Origin of the sequence: Streptomyces sp. NPDC090445 (assembly GCF_044769385.1) — a bacterium.
Classification (GTDB): Bacteria; Actinomycetota; Actinomycetes; order Streptomycetales; family Streptomycetaceae; genus Streptomyces.
Window position 1 is genome coordinate 1 of the sequence record NZ_JBIVXV010000058.1, and the last position, 15,145, is coordinate 15,145.

Consider the following 15,145-nt stretch of genomic DNA (forward strand, 5'->3'; position numbering starts at 1 on the left):
CCAATGGCTGCACACCTACAATCACCACCGCGGACACACCGCGCTCGCAGGCAAACCACCCGCCAGCCGCGTCCCCAACCTCACTGGGCAATACATCTAGCGACTCGTCGATGGGTTGCTCCGGCGGGGACAGCACGCCCTGCCGACGCCCGGGCCGGCTGTACGCCCGCCCGCACAGCGCGGAACGGGCGTGCCAGCCGCGCCCCTGCTCAAGGCAGGGGCCAGCGGCTCATGGAGCCATGTCCCCTTTGTGTTCTCCCGTGCCCCGGTGCCGGTTCCAGGCGGGGAAGCGATCGGAGCCGGTGTGGTGCGTCGGCATCGGAAGTGTGCGCCAGGCGTTGTGTGGATGACCAGCGCCGGTCAGGGAAACCCGTTTCCCGCTGGGCGGGCACAGTAGTGCCGGCTCTCGTCACGCCCAGAAGGCGTCAGTGACGGTGATCTGGGGTTCGGCGTGGCGGCGGATGAAGGTGAAGACGAGCCAGCCGCGTCCCCCTGCGAGGTCTGCGATGTGCGAGCCGCCCGGACGGGTCGAGGCGAGGGGGCGGACGGTGATCCAGTGAGGAAGGCAGGCGTCGGCGTCGATGCCGCGGTAGTAGGGGTCCGGGGCGGTGATCAGTTCTGCGCGGGCGGCGAGGACGAGCTGTTTGCCGTCGGCAGGCATGGCGTCGAAGTCCTGCCGCGCCTCCACCGTCCAGTCCATCTGCCAGGGCGGACCCGGGAGATCGTCCGTCACTGACCGGGCTCCACGGCGGCCGCGGCGCGTCGCAGCCGGCTGTACTCGGCAAGGAGCAGGGCAGACTCCTCGGCGTCCTCTGCCTTGGCCGCGCGTGCTTCGAGGTCGTGTAGGTGTGCTTCCAGGCTCGGGTCGCGGGCGATGGCGTACTGGGTCCACCACAAGCGCATGAAAGCGGGTACCGGTGTGAGGTTGAAGGCATCGCCGATCGCGCGCCGCCAGTGGGCCTCGAAGTCGGGCAGGAGGTGCGGGGCATGCTCCTGGATGGCCAGGCGCAGGGCCTGGGGGGTGCGCTCGGGCATGGGTGGTACTCGGCGGGGTTTCTCTCCTCCGCCGTCGAAATGGACGGGCTGCGCTGTCATGACGTAAGGCTCCTGATCTTGGCCGGGCCTCGTCAGGCCGCGTCCTGGGCGGAGTCCGAGTCGGTGGCCGGCTGCTCGGCCACCAGCTGCTGGCGTTCGAACCATTCGGCGGGCACCAGGTAGGCGAGGGTCTTGCCCTTGCGGGTGATTGCGGCCGCCTCGCCTGCGATGCGGGTCCGGTCGAGGATCTCGCCCATCTGCTTGCGCAGGTCAATCGTCGTGTATGTCCTCGTCTCCATGGCCGCCACCCTACCTCGAACTATCATAGTTGTGATAGTTGAGCACGGGGTCGGCTTTGCCGCACAGGGGTCAGCGGTCGTCAGTGAGATCGATCTTGTGCAACCCCTGCTCGGTCTTCGTGCTCTGCATGGCCCATGCCGCAGACGCTGCCGAAGGTCGGCGCCCTCGGGCGGCAACGAACCTCGCCGTCGTGCGCTTGGACGAGGACGGCCCCGCTACCGACCTGCTCCACCGCCTTCCGGTGTTGTGCTGCCGGGCCGACGCTGCGGATACCCACAGCCGGAGCTGCCCGGAGGAAGAAGGCAGCAAGGCCCTGACAGTGGCCGTGGTGCGACGCTACGGTGAAGAGGGAAGGACGGATGAGGACGGATCGCCGCGGAACGGAGCCGTATGCCGAGACCTCGATTACGCGGATGGGCGACGCTGGGTGTCCTGGGGGCCGGCGCGGCCGCCGTGGCCGGCACCGCCTTCATCTGGGCCCCCGGAGAGGTGCTGACCTGGACAGGCGGGGTGGCCGCAGCCGCCGCTGCAGCGTATCTCGGTCAGGAGGCTCCCCGCCGGATCGGGGACTCGCTCGGACGGCGCCGGGCCCGCCGGGAGCTGGAGGCTTCCGATCCGCTGGCCATCGCGGTACGGGTCAGGCATCAGGATTACGTCTTGCTCGACGACAGCGGCCGGATCACCGATGTGCCTGCGAGCGGGCACAGCGTGCAGGTGATCGTCACCGGTTCCTCCCCCTCACCCGTGGTGTTGACGGAGCTGCGCGCAGAGGTGGTGTCCCGGGAGGAGCGGCACGGGGAGGTTTCCCCGCATGCGGCGGAGATCCCTGTGCGGAGGTTCGAGGTGCTGCTCGACGCCGATCCGCCTTCCGTGCGTCCGCTGGGGGCCAGCGACTTCCCGTACAGCGTGGCTCAGGATGAGTCGGAGGTCCTCGATCTGGTCGTCACCACGGACAGCGGGGACGTCCGGTGGGTCCTGTGGCTCGACTGGACCACCGCGGGGCGGTCGGGCAGTACTCGTGTCGACCTCGGCGGGCAGCCGTTTCGAACCGCCGCCCGACACCCTCGGCCGGCCAACTGATGGCAAAGACGGGGATATTGCGGGATCTGGCCCTGCAAGCCGGCTTGCCGCTGGTCGCGGGCGGCGCCGTGCTTCTTGCGGCCGAGATACGGGCGTGGCAGCCCTGGGCCGCGGTCGCCACGGTGGCGGGCCTTGCCGCAGCGGGTGCCGGGCGCTCGCGGCAGACCGCGCGCGGCGGCGGCCCAGCGGCCTCTGGCGAGGCCACCGCGTCCCCGCCGGGAGCGGACCGTGAAGTCGGCATGTACGCAATGCAGCGGCCGGTACGGGTCGTTGCGGTGAGCAGCCTGCCGGACGATGCGCCGTTCGAGGTCCGTGTGGCGGTCCACAGCCAGCTCGCGCTGATTGTCTCGCCGGGTGTCTCCGGCGCCCCGGAGGCCGAACAGGTTCCTGTGACCGGCCACAATCTGCTCTTCACACTCACCATGCCCGGCGGACCGCACGGGCGCGACGTCGTCGTCCGCTCCCTGCACGGACAGGTCACCGGGGAACGGGCCCTCCACGCCGACGGCCGGAGCATTGCCTATGACCGGATGCCGGCCCTCGTGCTCAGTTCCGACCTGGCCGAGTCCACCCTGCGCGCCGTGGCCGCCTACCGGCCGCTGCAGCACCCCGACCTCGAAATCCGCCTCGATCAGTCACCTGCCGCCCTCCGGCCGGCCGGAAGCAGGGTCCCGGTCTTTCCGCTGACCGTGCCGGCGGGCGGGAGCGCCGAGGTGGTCTGCGCGCCGGTCACCCGTTCCTTGCACCGTGTGCACTGGCGGTTGACGGCCGAAATCGCGTACGGGAACGAGGTGGTGCGACCGTACTGGGACCTGGTGGTCACAGCCTCGACCGGCATGTCGTCCTTCCATCCGGACGGCACCAGAACGCCCCTGCCGGTGCACCAGCTCTACGCCGACCACTGGAACCCGGACGCCCCGGCCGATCCCGGAGCACGCGGCGTCGTCCCGACACGGGCCTTCACGCTCATCGCACACGCCGGCCGCGAAGGGATCGTGCGCGGCACGCAGCGACCTGACGAGCCGGAACCGCCACAGGCCGCGAAGCGACGCGCACACGCGGACCGACTCCTCGCGCAGGGCACGTACGAGGCGGCTGCCGAGGCATACCGGGCGGCGGCCGAGGAGGGCAGCGCCCGGGCCGCATTCACGCTCGGCGAGCTGCTGCACTACCTCGACGACCTGGATGGCGCCGTGCACTGGTACACCCGGGCCGCGCAGCAGCGGGTCGCGGCCGCCTACAGCCGCCTCGGCGTGATCGCGCGGCGAAGCGGGGACTCCGACCGGGCCGAGAGCTGGTTCCGGCAGGCCATGGGCGCCGGTGACTGGGCGGGTGCCGTCGGCCTCGGTGGGGTCATGTACCAGCGGGGTGACCTGGCCCAGGCCGAGATCCTGTGGCGGATGGCCGACGCGAACGAGGTGCCGAACGCCGGGCACAACCTGGCCTTCCTGCTGGAAAGCCAGGGCCGTCACGACGAGGCCGAAATTCTGTTCGCCCGGTTGGCCGAGAACGGCGAGGCGTCGGCCGCCGAACACTTGGGATTTCTTAAGTACGGGTCCGAAGACATGGTCGAGGCCGAGCGATGGTGGCGCACGGCCGCCGACAACGGCAGCGCCCGCGGGGCCCATTGCCTTGGGCTGCTGTTGTACGAGGAGGGCCGCAGCGAGGAGGCCGAACACTGGTGGACCCTGGCCGCCCGGGCCGGGCATCCCGAATCGCCGCCGCGGCTCGCGGAACTGGCCCTCCACGATCGGGAGGACCGGGCAGGCTTCGTCCACTGGGCCCGAGTCGCCGTGGAACACGAAGCGACGCGCCCGGAAGACCTCAAGGCGGTGGCCGAGGCGCTCCACGGCCTCACCCATCATGTGATCACCGCCCCGGGTGTGCCGCCGCTCGCCTTCGCAGTCGAGACGTGCACGCTGGCCGCCGATGCCTACCGCCGTCTGCATTCCGCAGACGCGTCCCACCGGGAGGCATACGCCGACACCCTGCGGCTGCTGGAGTTCGTGGGCCTGGCGGCCGGGGACGGGGAAGCCGCCGCTTCGGCGCGAAGCCGACTGCACCACCTGGAAGCCCAGCCCTGACGGCCCCGTGCGTGCTTGCGGTGAGGTCGTGCTCAAGCCGCTTCCCGCTCAGCGCCTCAGTCCGCCGAAGGTGCCGCCACCGCGGCGCAAGCGTGCTTAGCCCTGGGACGTGGCCTGCCCAGGGCCGCGCTCGGCAGGAACATGCATGTCCTTCTGGCGGCGTTCATGGAAGGCTGGAGGCGCTGACCGGGCGTCAGGTGAGCACCAGTGCGGCCAGGCCGAGGTGGATGCCGCCGGTCGTGTACGCCAGGCGGCGGTCGCGGCGCGGGGTGCCTCGGAGCCGGTCGGCGAGGGCGGCGCCGGCGAGCGCGTAGCAGAGGTCGAAGACGAGGGCGATGGCCAGGAAGAGCGTGCCGAGGACGAGCATGTGGGTGCGGGTCTGTGCGGGGGTCAGGCCGGTGGGCACGAAGTGCGGGAGGAAGGCCAGGAAGAACAGGACGACCTTGGGGTTGAGCACGTTGACGAGGACGGCGTCACGGTAGACGCGGAGCAGCCGGCGTCGGTCGGGACGGGCTTCGGCGTCGTCGGCTTGCGCGGTGGAGAGGGGCGGGCGGCGGAGCAGCGCTCGTACGCCCAGGTGGGCGAGGTAGCCGGCGCCCGCGTAGCGCAGGACGGCGAAGGCGAGGGGATGGTCGGTGATGGCGGCCGCCAGTCCGCAGACGGCGACGAGGACGTGGAGGAGGGTGCCGGTCTCCACTCCGAGGGCCGAGACGACGCCGGCCCGGCGTCCGTCCTGCACGCTGCGCGTGATGATGTGGATCAGGTTGGGTCCGGGAACCGCCACGAGGGCGAGGGTGGCGAGTGTGAAGGCCGCGAGTGAGTTCATCCGCGTTCCAGTGCTGTGTGCAGCAGGCCCAGGGGCGGGGCGCCGAGGTCGAACAGGGCGCTGTGGAAGCGACGCAGCGAGAAGGCGCTGCCCCAACGGGCCATGGCCTGCTCGCGCAGGTCGAGGATGGCGAACTTGCCCCAGGTGTAGCGGCCGTAGGTGGGGTCGAACAACCCGCGTGCGGCCTCGTGCAGGGCAGCGGGCCCGGACAGCGAGGCGTCCCGGGTGAACCGGGCCGCCGCGTCCGGCAGGGTCATCGCTCCGGTGTGCAGGCCGATGGCGCAGGCGAAGCGGGTGACCCTGCGCAGCGCGTCCTGGGCGACCGCGATCGCGACGCGCGGGTCGCCGTCGCGGAAGCCCTGCTCCAGGGCCAGCTCCTCGCAGTAGTGGGCCCAGCCCTCGATGAAGGCGTCCGAGTGGAGCGTGCGGCGGACGTCGGTCGCGGCCCGGCGCAGCGCCCTGCCGTGGCTGGCGTGGCCGGGTGCCACCTCGTGGACGGCCATGTTGGGCATCAGGGTCCGGTTGAAGCCCGTCGACAGCCACTGGTCGCTCTCCGCCCTCGTCCACCCGGTGTCCGGGAGGGACACGCGGAAGGCGCTGGGCGCGTCGGCCTCGTGGGGCGCGGACGCGAAGAGGCCGGCCAGTGCCCGGCGCTGGGAGTCCGGCATCGGCAAGACGTCGACCTCGACGTCGTGGTGGGGTACGAGATCGTGCCGGGCGGTCCAGGCGACCGTCTCGTCGACGAGCGCCGCGAACTCGGCCAGCAGGTCGTCGGCGTCGGGGTGGTCGGCCTGCAGGGCCCGTACGGTGTCGGCGGGCGCGGCCGTCGGGTCGACGCGGCGCAGCGATGCGTCGAGCAGCGCGCGCAGGCGGTCCCGTTCCGCGTCCACCCGGGCGGACAGTGCGGTGAGGTCGACGGTGCGGGCTTCGGCCGCGCCGAGGAGCCGGGCGAGGGCGGGCGCGCCGAGTGCCGCCGACGGCGGCCCCTGGACGGCGGCCCGCTCCAGGTGGGCCACGAAGCGGGCGTGTGCCCGGCCGGCGGCGGCGTGGACCGGCCCGCCCCGGGGGTCGAGGAAGGCGGCCAGACCGCGGGCGAGCGGCAGCGTGGCTTCGGCCAGCGGCGCGGGGACGCGGTGCAGTGCCTCGACCGCCGCGTCCACGGCGTCCGGCCACCGGCCCAGGTGGGCCGACCGGGCCGCGTCCCGCTCGTCCTCGGGCGCGTAGGGGCGGTCGTAGCCGGTCAGGTCCAGGTTCTCGATGTGCCACAGGGGGTTGCTGCGGTGCAGTTCGAGCTCGCCGAAGCGGACCCGGAGGGCTTCCTCCGCGGCCGCCGCGTGCGCCTCGTCGTGCGGGTCCGCATAGGGCGCGGTGTCGGCGGGTCCGCCGAGCGCGGCGAGGCCGCGTCGTACGCCGTCCGGGGACAGGTCCTGGACGGTTCCGTCGTACTCGTGCCGTCCTGCGCCGTCGCGCGCCGCGAAGACGGAGAGGTCGCAGACGGCGGCCAGCCGGGGGTCGAGGGGTGAGTTGGTGATCATGCCGTTAGCCTCGCGGCACGGGGGCCCGCGCTCCCGTGCCAATGGAGGGGAATGTGGACCGGAACCGTGCAGCGCCCGAGCTGGACGAGCTGATCGACCTGCTGGGCGACTGGAGTGCGGGCGAGGGGCCGCTGTACCGGCGGCTCACCGACGCGTTCGGCCGGGCCGTGCGGTCCGGGGACCTGCGCGCCGGCGACCGCCTCCCGTCCGAGCGGCGGCTCGCCGACGCCCTCTCCGTCAGCCGGGCGACGGTGGTCGCCGCCTTCGACGCACTGCGCGGGACGGGCCTGGTCGAGACGCGTCGGGGCAGCGGCACGCAGGTGTCGGGCGGAGCGGCCGGCCACCGGGTGCCGGCGGACGGGCGGGTGCGCGGCGGCCGGGCCACCGTGGTGGTCCAACGGCTGATCACCCGGCCGCCGGACGTCATCTCACTGGGGCGGGCGGCCGAAGGCGGTGGTCCGGATCTGGCCGGGGCACTGCTCCGGCTGGTCCGCGAGGACCTGCCCGGCCTGGTCGGCGAGGCGGGCTACCACCCGGCCGGGCTGCCCGCGCTGCGGGCGGCGATCGCCGCCCACCACACCGGGCACGGCCTGCCGACCGTGCCCGAGCAGGTGGTCGTGACCACCGGTGCCACACAGGCCGTCGCCCTGAGCGCCCAGCTGTACCTGGGGCGTGGATCCACCGCCCTCGTGGAATCCCCGGGCTGGCCGGGCTGCCTGGACCTCTTCCGGGCCGCGGGCGCCCGGCTGGCCGGCGTCGCGGTCGACTCCGACGGGATCCGGATCGACCGGCTCGCCGCCGCGCTCGCCGAACACCGGCCCGCGCTGCTCTACGTCATGCCGACCTACCACAACCCCACGGGCAGCCTCATGTCCGCCGGCCGCCGTCGCCGGGTGGCCGAGCTCGCCGCCGAACACGGCGTCCCCGTCCTGGAGGACAGCGCCCACGAGGCGGCCCTCGCCCCCGGCCAGGCTCCCCCGCCGGTCGCCGCGTACTCCGCCCGCGGAACCGTGCTGACCGTGGGTTCGCTGACCAAGGCCGTATGGGGCGGCCTGCGGATCGGCTGGCTCCGGGCGCCCCGGGACATCGTGGCCCGCCTGGCCCGGCTCAAGGCGCTGGGCGACCTCGGCAGCCCGCTCCTGGACCAGGCCCTCGCCGCCCGACTGCTCCCCGCGCTCCCGGGCCTCGCGCCCGAGCGGGACCGCATCCGCAGCGAGCAGCTCACCACCATGACCCGGCTCCTCGCCGAACGGCTGCCGGACTGGAGCTGGCAGGAACCGCGGGGAGGCTCCGTCCTGTGGATCCGGCTGCCGCACGGCACGGACGCCCGGGTCTACGCCCAGGTGGCACTGCGTCACGGCGCGGAGGTCATCCCGGGCGTTGCCATGGATCCGACCGGAGCCCACGACGACCACATCCGCCTCCCCTACTCCTTCGCCGCGCAGACCTCGGCAGAACTGGTCGACCGCCTCTCGGCGGCCTGGGCCGCACTGTCCCGCAGCAGTGGCCGCGGGCGGCGCCACGCACTGCCGGCGGGCGGAGCCCAGGACGGCTGAGGCCCGACCCGACATCGGCCGCCCGGTGCCGGCCCGCCGGGGCCGGGGGCTACTTGCGGCCGGCGCAGGGGTCGCAGCAGGAAGGGGCCCGCTCGACGCAGACGCTGACGGTGTCGCTGTTGTTGGCGGGGTCGGGATCCATCTCGTTGGCGGTGGCGGTGGCGGTGTTGCCGATCAGGCCGGCCTTGGTGGCCTTGGCCCGCAGTACGAGGGTGGCGGTCGCGCCGTCGGCCAGGCCTCCCACGGCCCACCGCCCGGTGGCCGGGTCGTAGCGTCCGGGGCCGTCGGCGGACAGGAAGGCGAGGCCGTCGGGGAGCCGGTCGGTGACGGTGACGCCGGTGGCGTCGTTCGGGCCGGTGTTGCGGACGGTGATGCGGTAGGTCACCGTCTGGCCGACGGTGACGGTGGTCGCGTCGGCGGCCTTCGCCACGGTCAGGTCGGCGGCGGGTTTGACCTGCGTGGCCTCTTCGTCGGAGGTGGCCGTCAGGCGTTCCGGCGTGTCGCCGAGCCGGTTCTCGTACGAGGCGGTCGCGGTGTTGCTGATCTGCCGGCCGGCGGCGGCCCGGTCGATGGTGACCCGGTACTCCACCGTGGTCCCCGCCGGCAGCGTGGCGGTGTTCGGCAGGCTGCCCCCGGCCGCGGCGGACGCGCCGTTGCCGAGGTGGAAGACGACCTTGTTCGCCCGGGTGTCGTAGTACGCCTGGTCGTCCCCCGGGGCGTCGCTCTTCACCCCGGTGTTCGGGCCGTCGACGATCCGCAGGGAGCCGGGCAGATACGTCGTGCCCTGCGGGATGACGTCGGTGAGGACGAGGTTCTCCGCCGCGCCGCCGCCCTCGTTCTTGGCGGTGATGCGGTAGGTGATGACGTCGCCCACCTCCAGCGGCCCTGCGGGGGTGGCGGTCTTGTCGAGCACCAGGAAGGGGGCGGTGCCGAAGAAGATGCCGTCCAGGAAGTTGCCGATGCCGCGGTTTCCGCCGGCGGCAGAGATGGACCGGAAGGCGAAGCGCGTCAGCGTCTGGCCCGCCGGCACGGTGTAGGTGCCGGTGTGGTAACCCCACGCGGTGTTGCCGTCGGTGAAGCGCCGCTGCTCCACCGCGGCGCCGGGGGCACCGATGTCCAGCGCCATGGTGTCGTCCCCTTGGCGGCCGCGGTGGTACAGCCGCCAGTACAGCTTCGTACCGGGGGTCGTCGGCAGGTCTTGGTAGAGCGTGGAGACCTCGTTCGCGTTGAGCTCGGCGAACTGGTCCCCCTCCGCTGCCGGCACACCCTGGAAGCCCGAATGCCACAGCTCGATCCGGTGATCGGAGGCGGTGGTGAGCCAGCCCGGAACCCGCTTCGGCGCCTGCGTCTGCGAGGAGTCCGGGAGGATCTCCACACCGGCCACGACAGGCTGCTCGAAACTGCCGTTGGCCAGGGCGACGCGGAGCGGAGCAGCAGGAGGTGTAGCCATGGTTCTTCCCCTTGAGTCGACGTTGCTGGAACGCACCGCCGGCCGGCCGCATCCGCTGCGTGCCGTGGCGGCGCCGAAACACGCCGCAAGGGCACCGCATTCGACTGGACACGTAAAGTGACGGATGGAGGGGCTCGGCCAATCCTGGGCGGGAGGTTTGCGGAATCCGCCCCCGGAACCACTCCCGCCACACCGTCGTGCATGACGGCGAGGGCGCACCGCCCCCACCCCACTCGCCTCCCGGCCCTCTCCCGTACGCGCCGTCATGACCGAAAGCCCCTGTCGCACCTCGTGCGCCCGCCCCACTTCAGGGTGAATCGACCACCGGCGAAGTTGACGCTCCCCGCATCGCGGCGCGGCTCCGCCGCACCCGGTCAGGGGCGGTGCATTCGGCGATCGCGCGTGCGGCGGGCACCATGGGGTCGCCGACCGGCACTCCGATCGACGAGGACAGGACCATGGAGGAGGAGGACATGACCGTGCGGGAGTTGTGGGACAGGACCCATTCGGCCCTGCTGCCCTGGACCCGCGTACCCGTGGCCGATCTGCACGCACGCTGCACGGAGGCGGTCACTGCGGCGCTCGCCGCGCTGTGGGGCGGCTGCGACGACGCGCTTCTCGACGCGCCGGCCACGGACGGTCAGATCCATGCGATCGTCGCCGCCCAGCGGGCGTACGGGCTCGGATGGCGCGACGCGGTGCTCGGCGATGTCACGGCAGATGCCCGGGCCGCACGGCTGGGCAACGGCCCGGGCGGCGTGTGGACGCCGGCCGAGCACTGGAACCATGGCCGAGGGCGAGCGTTCCGACCGACCCTCCGCGGCAACCTGGAATTCTTCGCGATGCATCCCTGGGCCGCAGAGTTGGAGAACTTGCGGGCCGTGCGGTGCGCCGTCGAAGCCTCGTCGGCCGATCCGCGCACCACGCTCGCCCTGCTCTTCCGCACGGCCTGGACGGGCAAGGCCGACCGGCGCCAGGGGTGGGACGACGCCGAATGGTGGCAGTACCTGGGGGTGGGGGCTCTGGCGTCCTGGGCGGTGGTCGCCCTGGGCCTGCCCGCGGACGACCCCGCGAGCGCAGGCTCGGCCGTTGAGGAAGCCGCCGAGGCGGTGAGTCCGTCCGGCTGGACCTGGACGGGGACGGGCCTGCCGGACGGCTTCCTCGAAGCGGCCTTCGCCGCACTGGACGTGTGACGCCGACGGACGGTCACCCGCGCGAGCAGACTCCCACTTGGCGGCGTCGATGCCGGCGGGCCCTCGTCGGTTCTCGGACGAGCGCCGACCGGCCTGCGGTGACCGACCCGCATGGCCCCGGGCACCGCAGCACCCCAGCACCCCAGCACCCCAGCACCGCAACCCGGGGCCGAAAGATCGGGATGTTGCGGTCGGCGGTGGTGGCCGCGGACCGCGGCGGGCTGGTTCGATGGGGTCACCGCCTCGGCGGCCCGCTCCGGCTCGGTCTCCCCTCTCCGGGCCGGAGCGTCCTGTCCCCTCCTCGACCCGCCTCGGGTTCCGCCGTTCGCGGTCAGTCGAGGGCGCCCGCGAGTTCCCTGCGCCCCTTGATGCCGAGCTTGGCGTAGACGTGGGTGAGGTGGATCTCCACGGTGCGCAGCCCGACGAAGAGGTGCTCGGCGATCTGCCGGTTGGTCATGCCCTCCACCGCGAGCGCGGCGACCCTCCGCTCGGTCGGGGTGAGCGCCTCCACTCCCTGGAAGGTGCGGGTACGCGGCCGGTCGCCGAGCGCCCGCAGTTCGCGGAGCGCCGCCTCCGCGAGGCCGTCGGCCCCGCACTCGTGGGCGATGCTGGCGGCCTCCTGCAGGTCGGCGCGTCCTTCGGTGACGCGGCCGCAGCGGATCCCGACGAGCCCCCGGTCCGCGAGCGCCTGCGCGTACCGGAACCGGGCCGGCGACTGCCTCAGGATCCCGACCGCCTCGTCGAGCAGATACCGGCCGCGGGGACCGCCGGTGACCAGGCCGAGGGCGCGCAGGGCGACGCCCTGCATCTCGGGCACGGCCCAGGCGCGGGCGAGTTCCGCTTCCTCCTCGGCGAGCCGGAGGGCCTCGTCGGCGCGGCCGAGCCGGGCGTGGACGAGCGCCGCCTCGGACCGCCAGGGGTAGAAGCCGGGCCCGGGCATGTTGCGGGCCCCGGTCCGGGCACCGCATTCCAGGAAGTCGGCGAGTGCGTCTTCCGGCCGGTCCTGGGCGATGCGGAGCCATCCTCGGGCGATCAGGGGGTAGTCGTTGATCCAGTACGGCTGGAGGTGTCCGTTCAGGCCGCTGCGGTCGAGCAGCGACTGGGCCTCGTCGATCCGGCCCTGCCGGGTCAGTGCCTCGACGAGGGTGGCGACGGCGAACACGGTGTGGCTGGCACCGAGCGGAACCCCGACCTCCTGCAGTGCCTCCAGGGCGGCCTCGGCATCGGCCCGGCAGTCCGGTATGCGGCCCATCCGGGCGTGCGCGTTGCCGCGGGTGCTGATGGCGTGGGAGTACTGGAAGACGGCGCCCCGGGCCCGGGCCTCGGCGACCGCCGTGTCGGCGTACTCGTGGGCGAGATCGGGGCGGCCCGCCGCGCCGAGGGCCAGCACGGCGCAGTGGTACACGACCGACTCGTCGTCCGCCGGGACCATGCCGTTGCCCAGGGCGAGCCGGGCCAGGCGGACCACCTCGGCCGGGTCCTCGCCGACCATGGCACCGCGCAGGCTCAACAGGGCGGCCAGGGGACGCACGGTGGAGGCCTCGCGCGCCTCGGACATCGCCAGGGCCATCAGCCGGGGGTGGGTGCGGGCCGCCGAGGAGACCTCGACGAGGCTGACGAACAGGAAGTCGATCTCCAGGCGGAGTGCATGGGCGGGGTCGACGGGGCGGATCGCGGCGCTGGTGCGCTCCAGTACGTCCAGGGCGTCGAGGTAGCGGTCCACGGCGAAGAGCGCGCCGGCGAGCCGGCGGGCCGCGGAGGTGCGCTCCCCCGGGCCGTTGCTGAGCCGGAGACTGCGGCGGAGCCCTTCGATGGCGGTGGGGACGCTGGACTCCAGCTCGGCCTCGCCCAGGAGCGACAGGACGGAGGAGCGCCGGCGTTCCGTCAACGGCTCGCGCAGGGCGGAGCGCAGGAGGCGGGCGGCCCGGTCGGGGGCTCCCGCATCGGTGGCCTCCACGGCCGCGCGGCGCAGTACCTCGGCCGCGAAGGGCAGTCCGGGCGCGGCGTTGACCACGTGGTGGGCCACCTGGTCGGGCGGCGCGGCACGGTCCAGGAGGAACCGGGCCGCGAGGGCGTGGAGTTCCTTGCGCCGGCTCGGCGGAACGGACTGCTCCACCGCGTCGGACAGCAACGCGGCGGCGAGGCGCACCCCGCGGCCGCAGCGGCGCAGCAGGCCGGCGCGTTCCAGCAGGTGCGCGGTGTCCTCGGCCGCGGGCAGGGGGACGCCGGTGACCTCGGCGGCCAGTTCCACCGGCTGGGGCGTACCGAGGACGGCCAGGGCCTGGGCGAGCGGCTCGGCGTGGGGTCCGCTGCCGCGGAGCAGTGCGGCTGCGGCCGGGGCGAGTTCGAGGGCGAGGTCGCGTGCCGCGGCGGCGACGGCCTCCTCACCGTCACCGGTGTGGTCGGTGTCCAGGGCCGCGAGCAGGGACAGGAGCAGGAAACGGTTGCCGCCGGTGGCCGTCAGGCAGGCGTGGACGAGCGGGGCGCCCGGTGCCCGCCGCCCGGCCGCGACGAGCAGGTCGCGGATGGCGTCGGGCGTGAGGGGAAGGAGGTCGAGCTGCTCATGGAAGAGCGGGAGGAGGGCGCCGAGCGCCTCCTCGTCCGCGGCTTCGCCGGGGCCGAGGGTGGCGATGACGGCGGGCGCCCGCCCGTCGACGCGGCGCATCAGCCTGCGCAGGGCCCGCAGGGACGAGCCGTCCGCCGACTGGAGATCCTCGACGCACAGCAGGGGACGGCTGCCGCGGGTGGCGAGCAGCGCGGCGAGTAGCGCGGCAAGTTCGGCCGGGTGCCCGTCCGGGGTGTGCGCGGGCGGCCGGACGGCGGATTCGGGCCGGGCTGCGGATTCGGGCCGGACAGCGGATTCGGGCCGGGCTGCGGCGTGGAGTTGCCGCAGGACGGCGAGCTCGTCCCGGCTCGCGGCCCGTTCCGCCCAGGCGGCGAGCACCGTACGGCCCTCGCTGCGGGCTCCGCCGAGCAGGGCCCGCACGAGCGCGCTCTTGCCGCTGCCGTGGCCGCCCCGCACCAGTACGAAGGCGTGGTCGCTGTCCGTCACCGCGCCGGTGGCGGTGGTGCTACCGGCGCCGGAACCAATGCCGAACATGCGGCGCAGGTCGGCGAGTTCGGTTTCGAGTCCGGGCGGATCGGACAGCAGGGCGGGGCCGGGCGCTGCGTCGCCGGTCACCATCCGCCCACCTGCACGGATCGGATCGACGAAGGTGCTGCGGACGGCACGGACGTCCCCCTGTCACGCTCGCGGCCGTCGCCCGCCGACCGCCCCTGTCCGATTATCGCACCCAGCGGTGCTGGCCTACCGAAAGAAGCCCCGCACCGCCGAAAGATCTGGACCTTACGGTGCGTGATTCTGGCCAGGGCATCACCTCGTTTGATGAGATCGCATCAACCCTGCCGGCGAGTGCCGTCGTCCCCGCCACAAGCGGGCACCTCGCCGTACGGACACGTCCCCCGGGCCGGCCGCAACCGCCCGCCGCCGGGGACCGCGGACGGGCCCGCCGCAACGCCTTCGGAAGAACGAACCACGGGGAAGACCTTGACCACTCCACAGCTCACGAGCGCCGGATCGCCGGCCACTTCCGCCGCACAGCACCCGCCGGCACCGGGCCGGGCGTGCTGCTGCGCCGGCGCGGGACACGCCGACCGGTCCGGCACCAACGGCATCGCCGTCGTCGTCCTGTCCTGCGCCGTGCTGCTGAGCGTGACCGCGGTGTGCCTGCTCGCCTCCCGGCTCATCACCTGGGACGACAACACGCACGTCCGCATGCCGCAGTGCGCCCAGGCGCCGGACCGGGTCGCACCCGCGCCCCCTTACCCGCGCGACCGCCGCCACTCGGTGCCCGCGAGCGCCTGCACCACGGGCTGACACGGCCCGACCGCGCCACCCGAACCCCTGCACCACCGGAACCCCTGCACCATCCGAACCCCTGCACCACACGGCTGCACAGCACAGCACAGCACGAGGAGAACGAACGTGAAGAACGAGAGCCTGGCCAATCTGCTCAAGGAGGAGCGGCGGTTTGCTCCGCCTGCCGATCTGGCGGCTGCCGCGAACGTGACGACGGCGGCGTATGC

At 73.4% G+C, this 15,145-nt stretch carries 12 protein-coding genes; 5 read left to right on the forward strand and 7 right to left on the reverse strand.

The window, feature by feature from the left end; translation table 11 throughout:
* Positions 1-409: 409 nt before the first annotated feature.
* Genes ACIQUT_RS39830 through ACIQUT_RS39840 form a run of 3 tightly spaced genes read right to left on the reverse strand, consistent with a single transcriptional unit; the run spans position 410 to position 1,334 of the window.
* Positions 410-733 (reverse strand): hypothetical protein, encoded by a 324-nt coding sequence (locus ACIQUT_RS39830; protein WP_403570572.1) that lies wholly within the window; start codon positions 731-733, stop codon positions 410-412.
* Positions 730-1,095, reverse strand: a complete 366-nt coding sequence (locus ACIQUT_RS39835; RefSeq protein WP_403570573.1) for a hypothetical protein — start codon at positions 1,093-1,095, stop codon at positions 730-732. Before ACIQUT_RS39835 ends, ACIQUT_RS39830 begins: the two co-directional genes overlap by 4 nt.
* Positions 1,096-1,127: 32 nt before the next feature.
* A complete protein-coding gene (locus ACIQUT_RS39840) occupies positions 1,128-1,334 on the reverse strand; it encodes a type II toxin-antitoxin system Phd/YefM family antitoxin (RefSeq protein ID WP_403570575.1) in 207 nt (68 codons plus the stop codon).
* Between the two features lie 511 nt (positions 1,335-1,845).
* Here ACIQUT_RS39840 and ACIQUT_RS39845 point away from each other — a divergent pair.
* Entirely contained in the window at positions 1,846-2,415 is a 570-nt protein-coding gene (locus ACIQUT_RS39845) for a hypothetical protein (RefSeq protein WP_403570576.1), read from the forward strand.
* A 239-nt stretch (positions 2,416-2,654) separates the two neighbouring features.
* Positions 2,655-4,499 carry a tetratricopeptide repeat protein gene (locus tag ACIQUT_RS39850; protein WP_403570578.1) on the forward strand — a complete coding sequence of 615 codons (1,845 nt, stop codon included), beginning with the start codon at positions 2,655-2,657 and terminating at the stop codon, positions 4,497-4,499.
* A gap of 193 nt (positions 4,500-4,692) precedes the next feature.
* Here the strand turns inward: ACIQUT_RS39850 and ACIQUT_RS39855 are convergent, their stop codons facing one another.
* Both ACIQUT_RS39855 and ACIQUT_RS39860 read right to left on the reverse strand, forming a co-directional pair.
* Positions 4,693-5,325: a LysE family translocator gene (locus ACIQUT_RS39855; protein WP_403570580.1), complete on the reverse strand. Its 633-nt coding sequence runs from the start codon at positions 5,323-5,325 to the stop codon at positions 4,693-4,695.
* The gene (locus tag ACIQUT_RS39860) at positions 5,322-6,860 is read right to left on the reverse strand and encodes a DUF885 family protein (RefSeq protein WP_403570582.1); all 1,539 of its coding nucleotides are present in this window, start codon (positions 6,858-6,860) and stop codon (positions 5,322-5,324) included. The genes ACIQUT_RS39855 and ACIQUT_RS39860 overlap by 4 nt, the downstream gene beginning before the upstream one ends.
* Before the next feature lie 53 nt (positions 6,861-6,913).
* On the opposite strand from ACIQUT_RS39860, the gene ACIQUT_RS39865 reads away from it, so the two are divergent.
* On the forward strand, positions 6,914-8,416 hold the full coding sequence (locus tag ACIQUT_RS39865; RefSeq protein WP_403570584.1) for a PLP-dependent aminotransferase family protein: 1,503 nt from the start codon (positions 6,914-6,916) through the stop codon (positions 8,414-8,416).
* A 49-nt stretch (positions 8,417-8,465) separates the two neighbouring features.
* On the opposite strand, the gene ACIQUT_RS39870 is transcribed toward ACIQUT_RS39865, so the two are convergent.
* Positions 8,466-9,866 (reverse strand): isopeptide-forming domain-containing fimbrial protein, encoded by a 1,401-nt coding sequence (locus ACIQUT_RS39870; protein ID WP_403570585.1) that lies wholly within the window; start codon positions 9,864-9,866, stop codon positions 8,466-8,468.
* A 416-nt stretch (positions 9,867-10,282) separates the two neighbouring features.
* Between ACIQUT_RS39870 and ACIQUT_RS39875 the strand changes: the two genes are divergently transcribed.
* Positions 10,283-11,059, forward strand: a complete 777-nt coding sequence (locus ACIQUT_RS39875) for a hypothetical protein (protein WP_403570587.1) — start codon at positions 10,283-10,285, stop codon at positions 11,057-11,059.
* Positions 11,060-11,390: 331 nt separating this feature from the next.
* Here the strand turns inward: ACIQUT_RS39875 and ACIQUT_RS39880 are convergent, their stop codons facing one another.
* Positions 11,391-14,240 (reverse strand): LuxR C-terminal-related transcriptional regulator, encoded by a 2,850-nt coding sequence (locus ACIQUT_RS39880; protein ID WP_403570588.1) that lies wholly within the window; start codon positions 14,238-14,240, stop codon positions 11,391-11,393.
* 366 nt (positions 14,241-14,606) lie between these two features.
* On the opposite strand from ACIQUT_RS39880, the gene ACIQUT_RS39885 reads away from it, so the two are divergent.
* Positions 14,607-14,936, forward strand: a complete 330-nt coding sequence (locus ACIQUT_RS39885) for a hypothetical protein (protein ID WP_403570590.1) — start codon at positions 14,607-14,609, stop codon at positions 14,934-14,936.
* Positions 14,937-15,145 lie beyond the last annotated feature (209 nt).

Excerpts from the sequence above, each read along its gene's own strand:
- ACIQUT_RS39835 (WP_403570573.1), bottom strand. The coding sequence starts at position 1,095 with ATGACAGCGCAGCCCGTCCATTTCGACGGCGGAGGAGAGAAACCCCGC.
- ACIQUT_RS39855 (WP_403570580.1), bottom strand. The coding sequence starts at position 5,325 with ATGAACTCACTCGCGGCCTTCACACTCGCCACCCTCGCCCTCGTGGCG.
- ACIQUT_RS39870 (WP_403570585.1), bottom strand. The coding sequence starts at position 9,866 with ATGGCTACACCTCCTGCTGCTCCGCTCCGCGTCGCCCTGGCCAACGGC.
- ACIQUT_RS39875 (WP_403570587.1), top strand. The coding sequence starts at position 10,283 with ATGGGGTCGCCGACCGGCACTCCGATCGACGAGGACAGGACCATGGAG.
- ACIQUT_RS39860 (WP_403570582.1), bottom strand. The coding sequence starts at position 6,860 with ATGATCACCAACTCACCCCTCGACCCCCGGCTGGCCGCCGTCTGCGAC.
- ACIQUT_RS39850 (WP_403570578.1), top strand. The coding sequence starts at position 2,655 with ATGTACGCAATGCAGCGGCCGGTACGGGTCGTTGCGGTGAGCAGCCTG.
- ACIQUT_RS39840 (WP_403570575.1), bottom strand. The coding sequence starts at position 1,334 with ATGGAGACGAGGACATACACGACGATTGACCTGCGCAAGCAGATGGGC.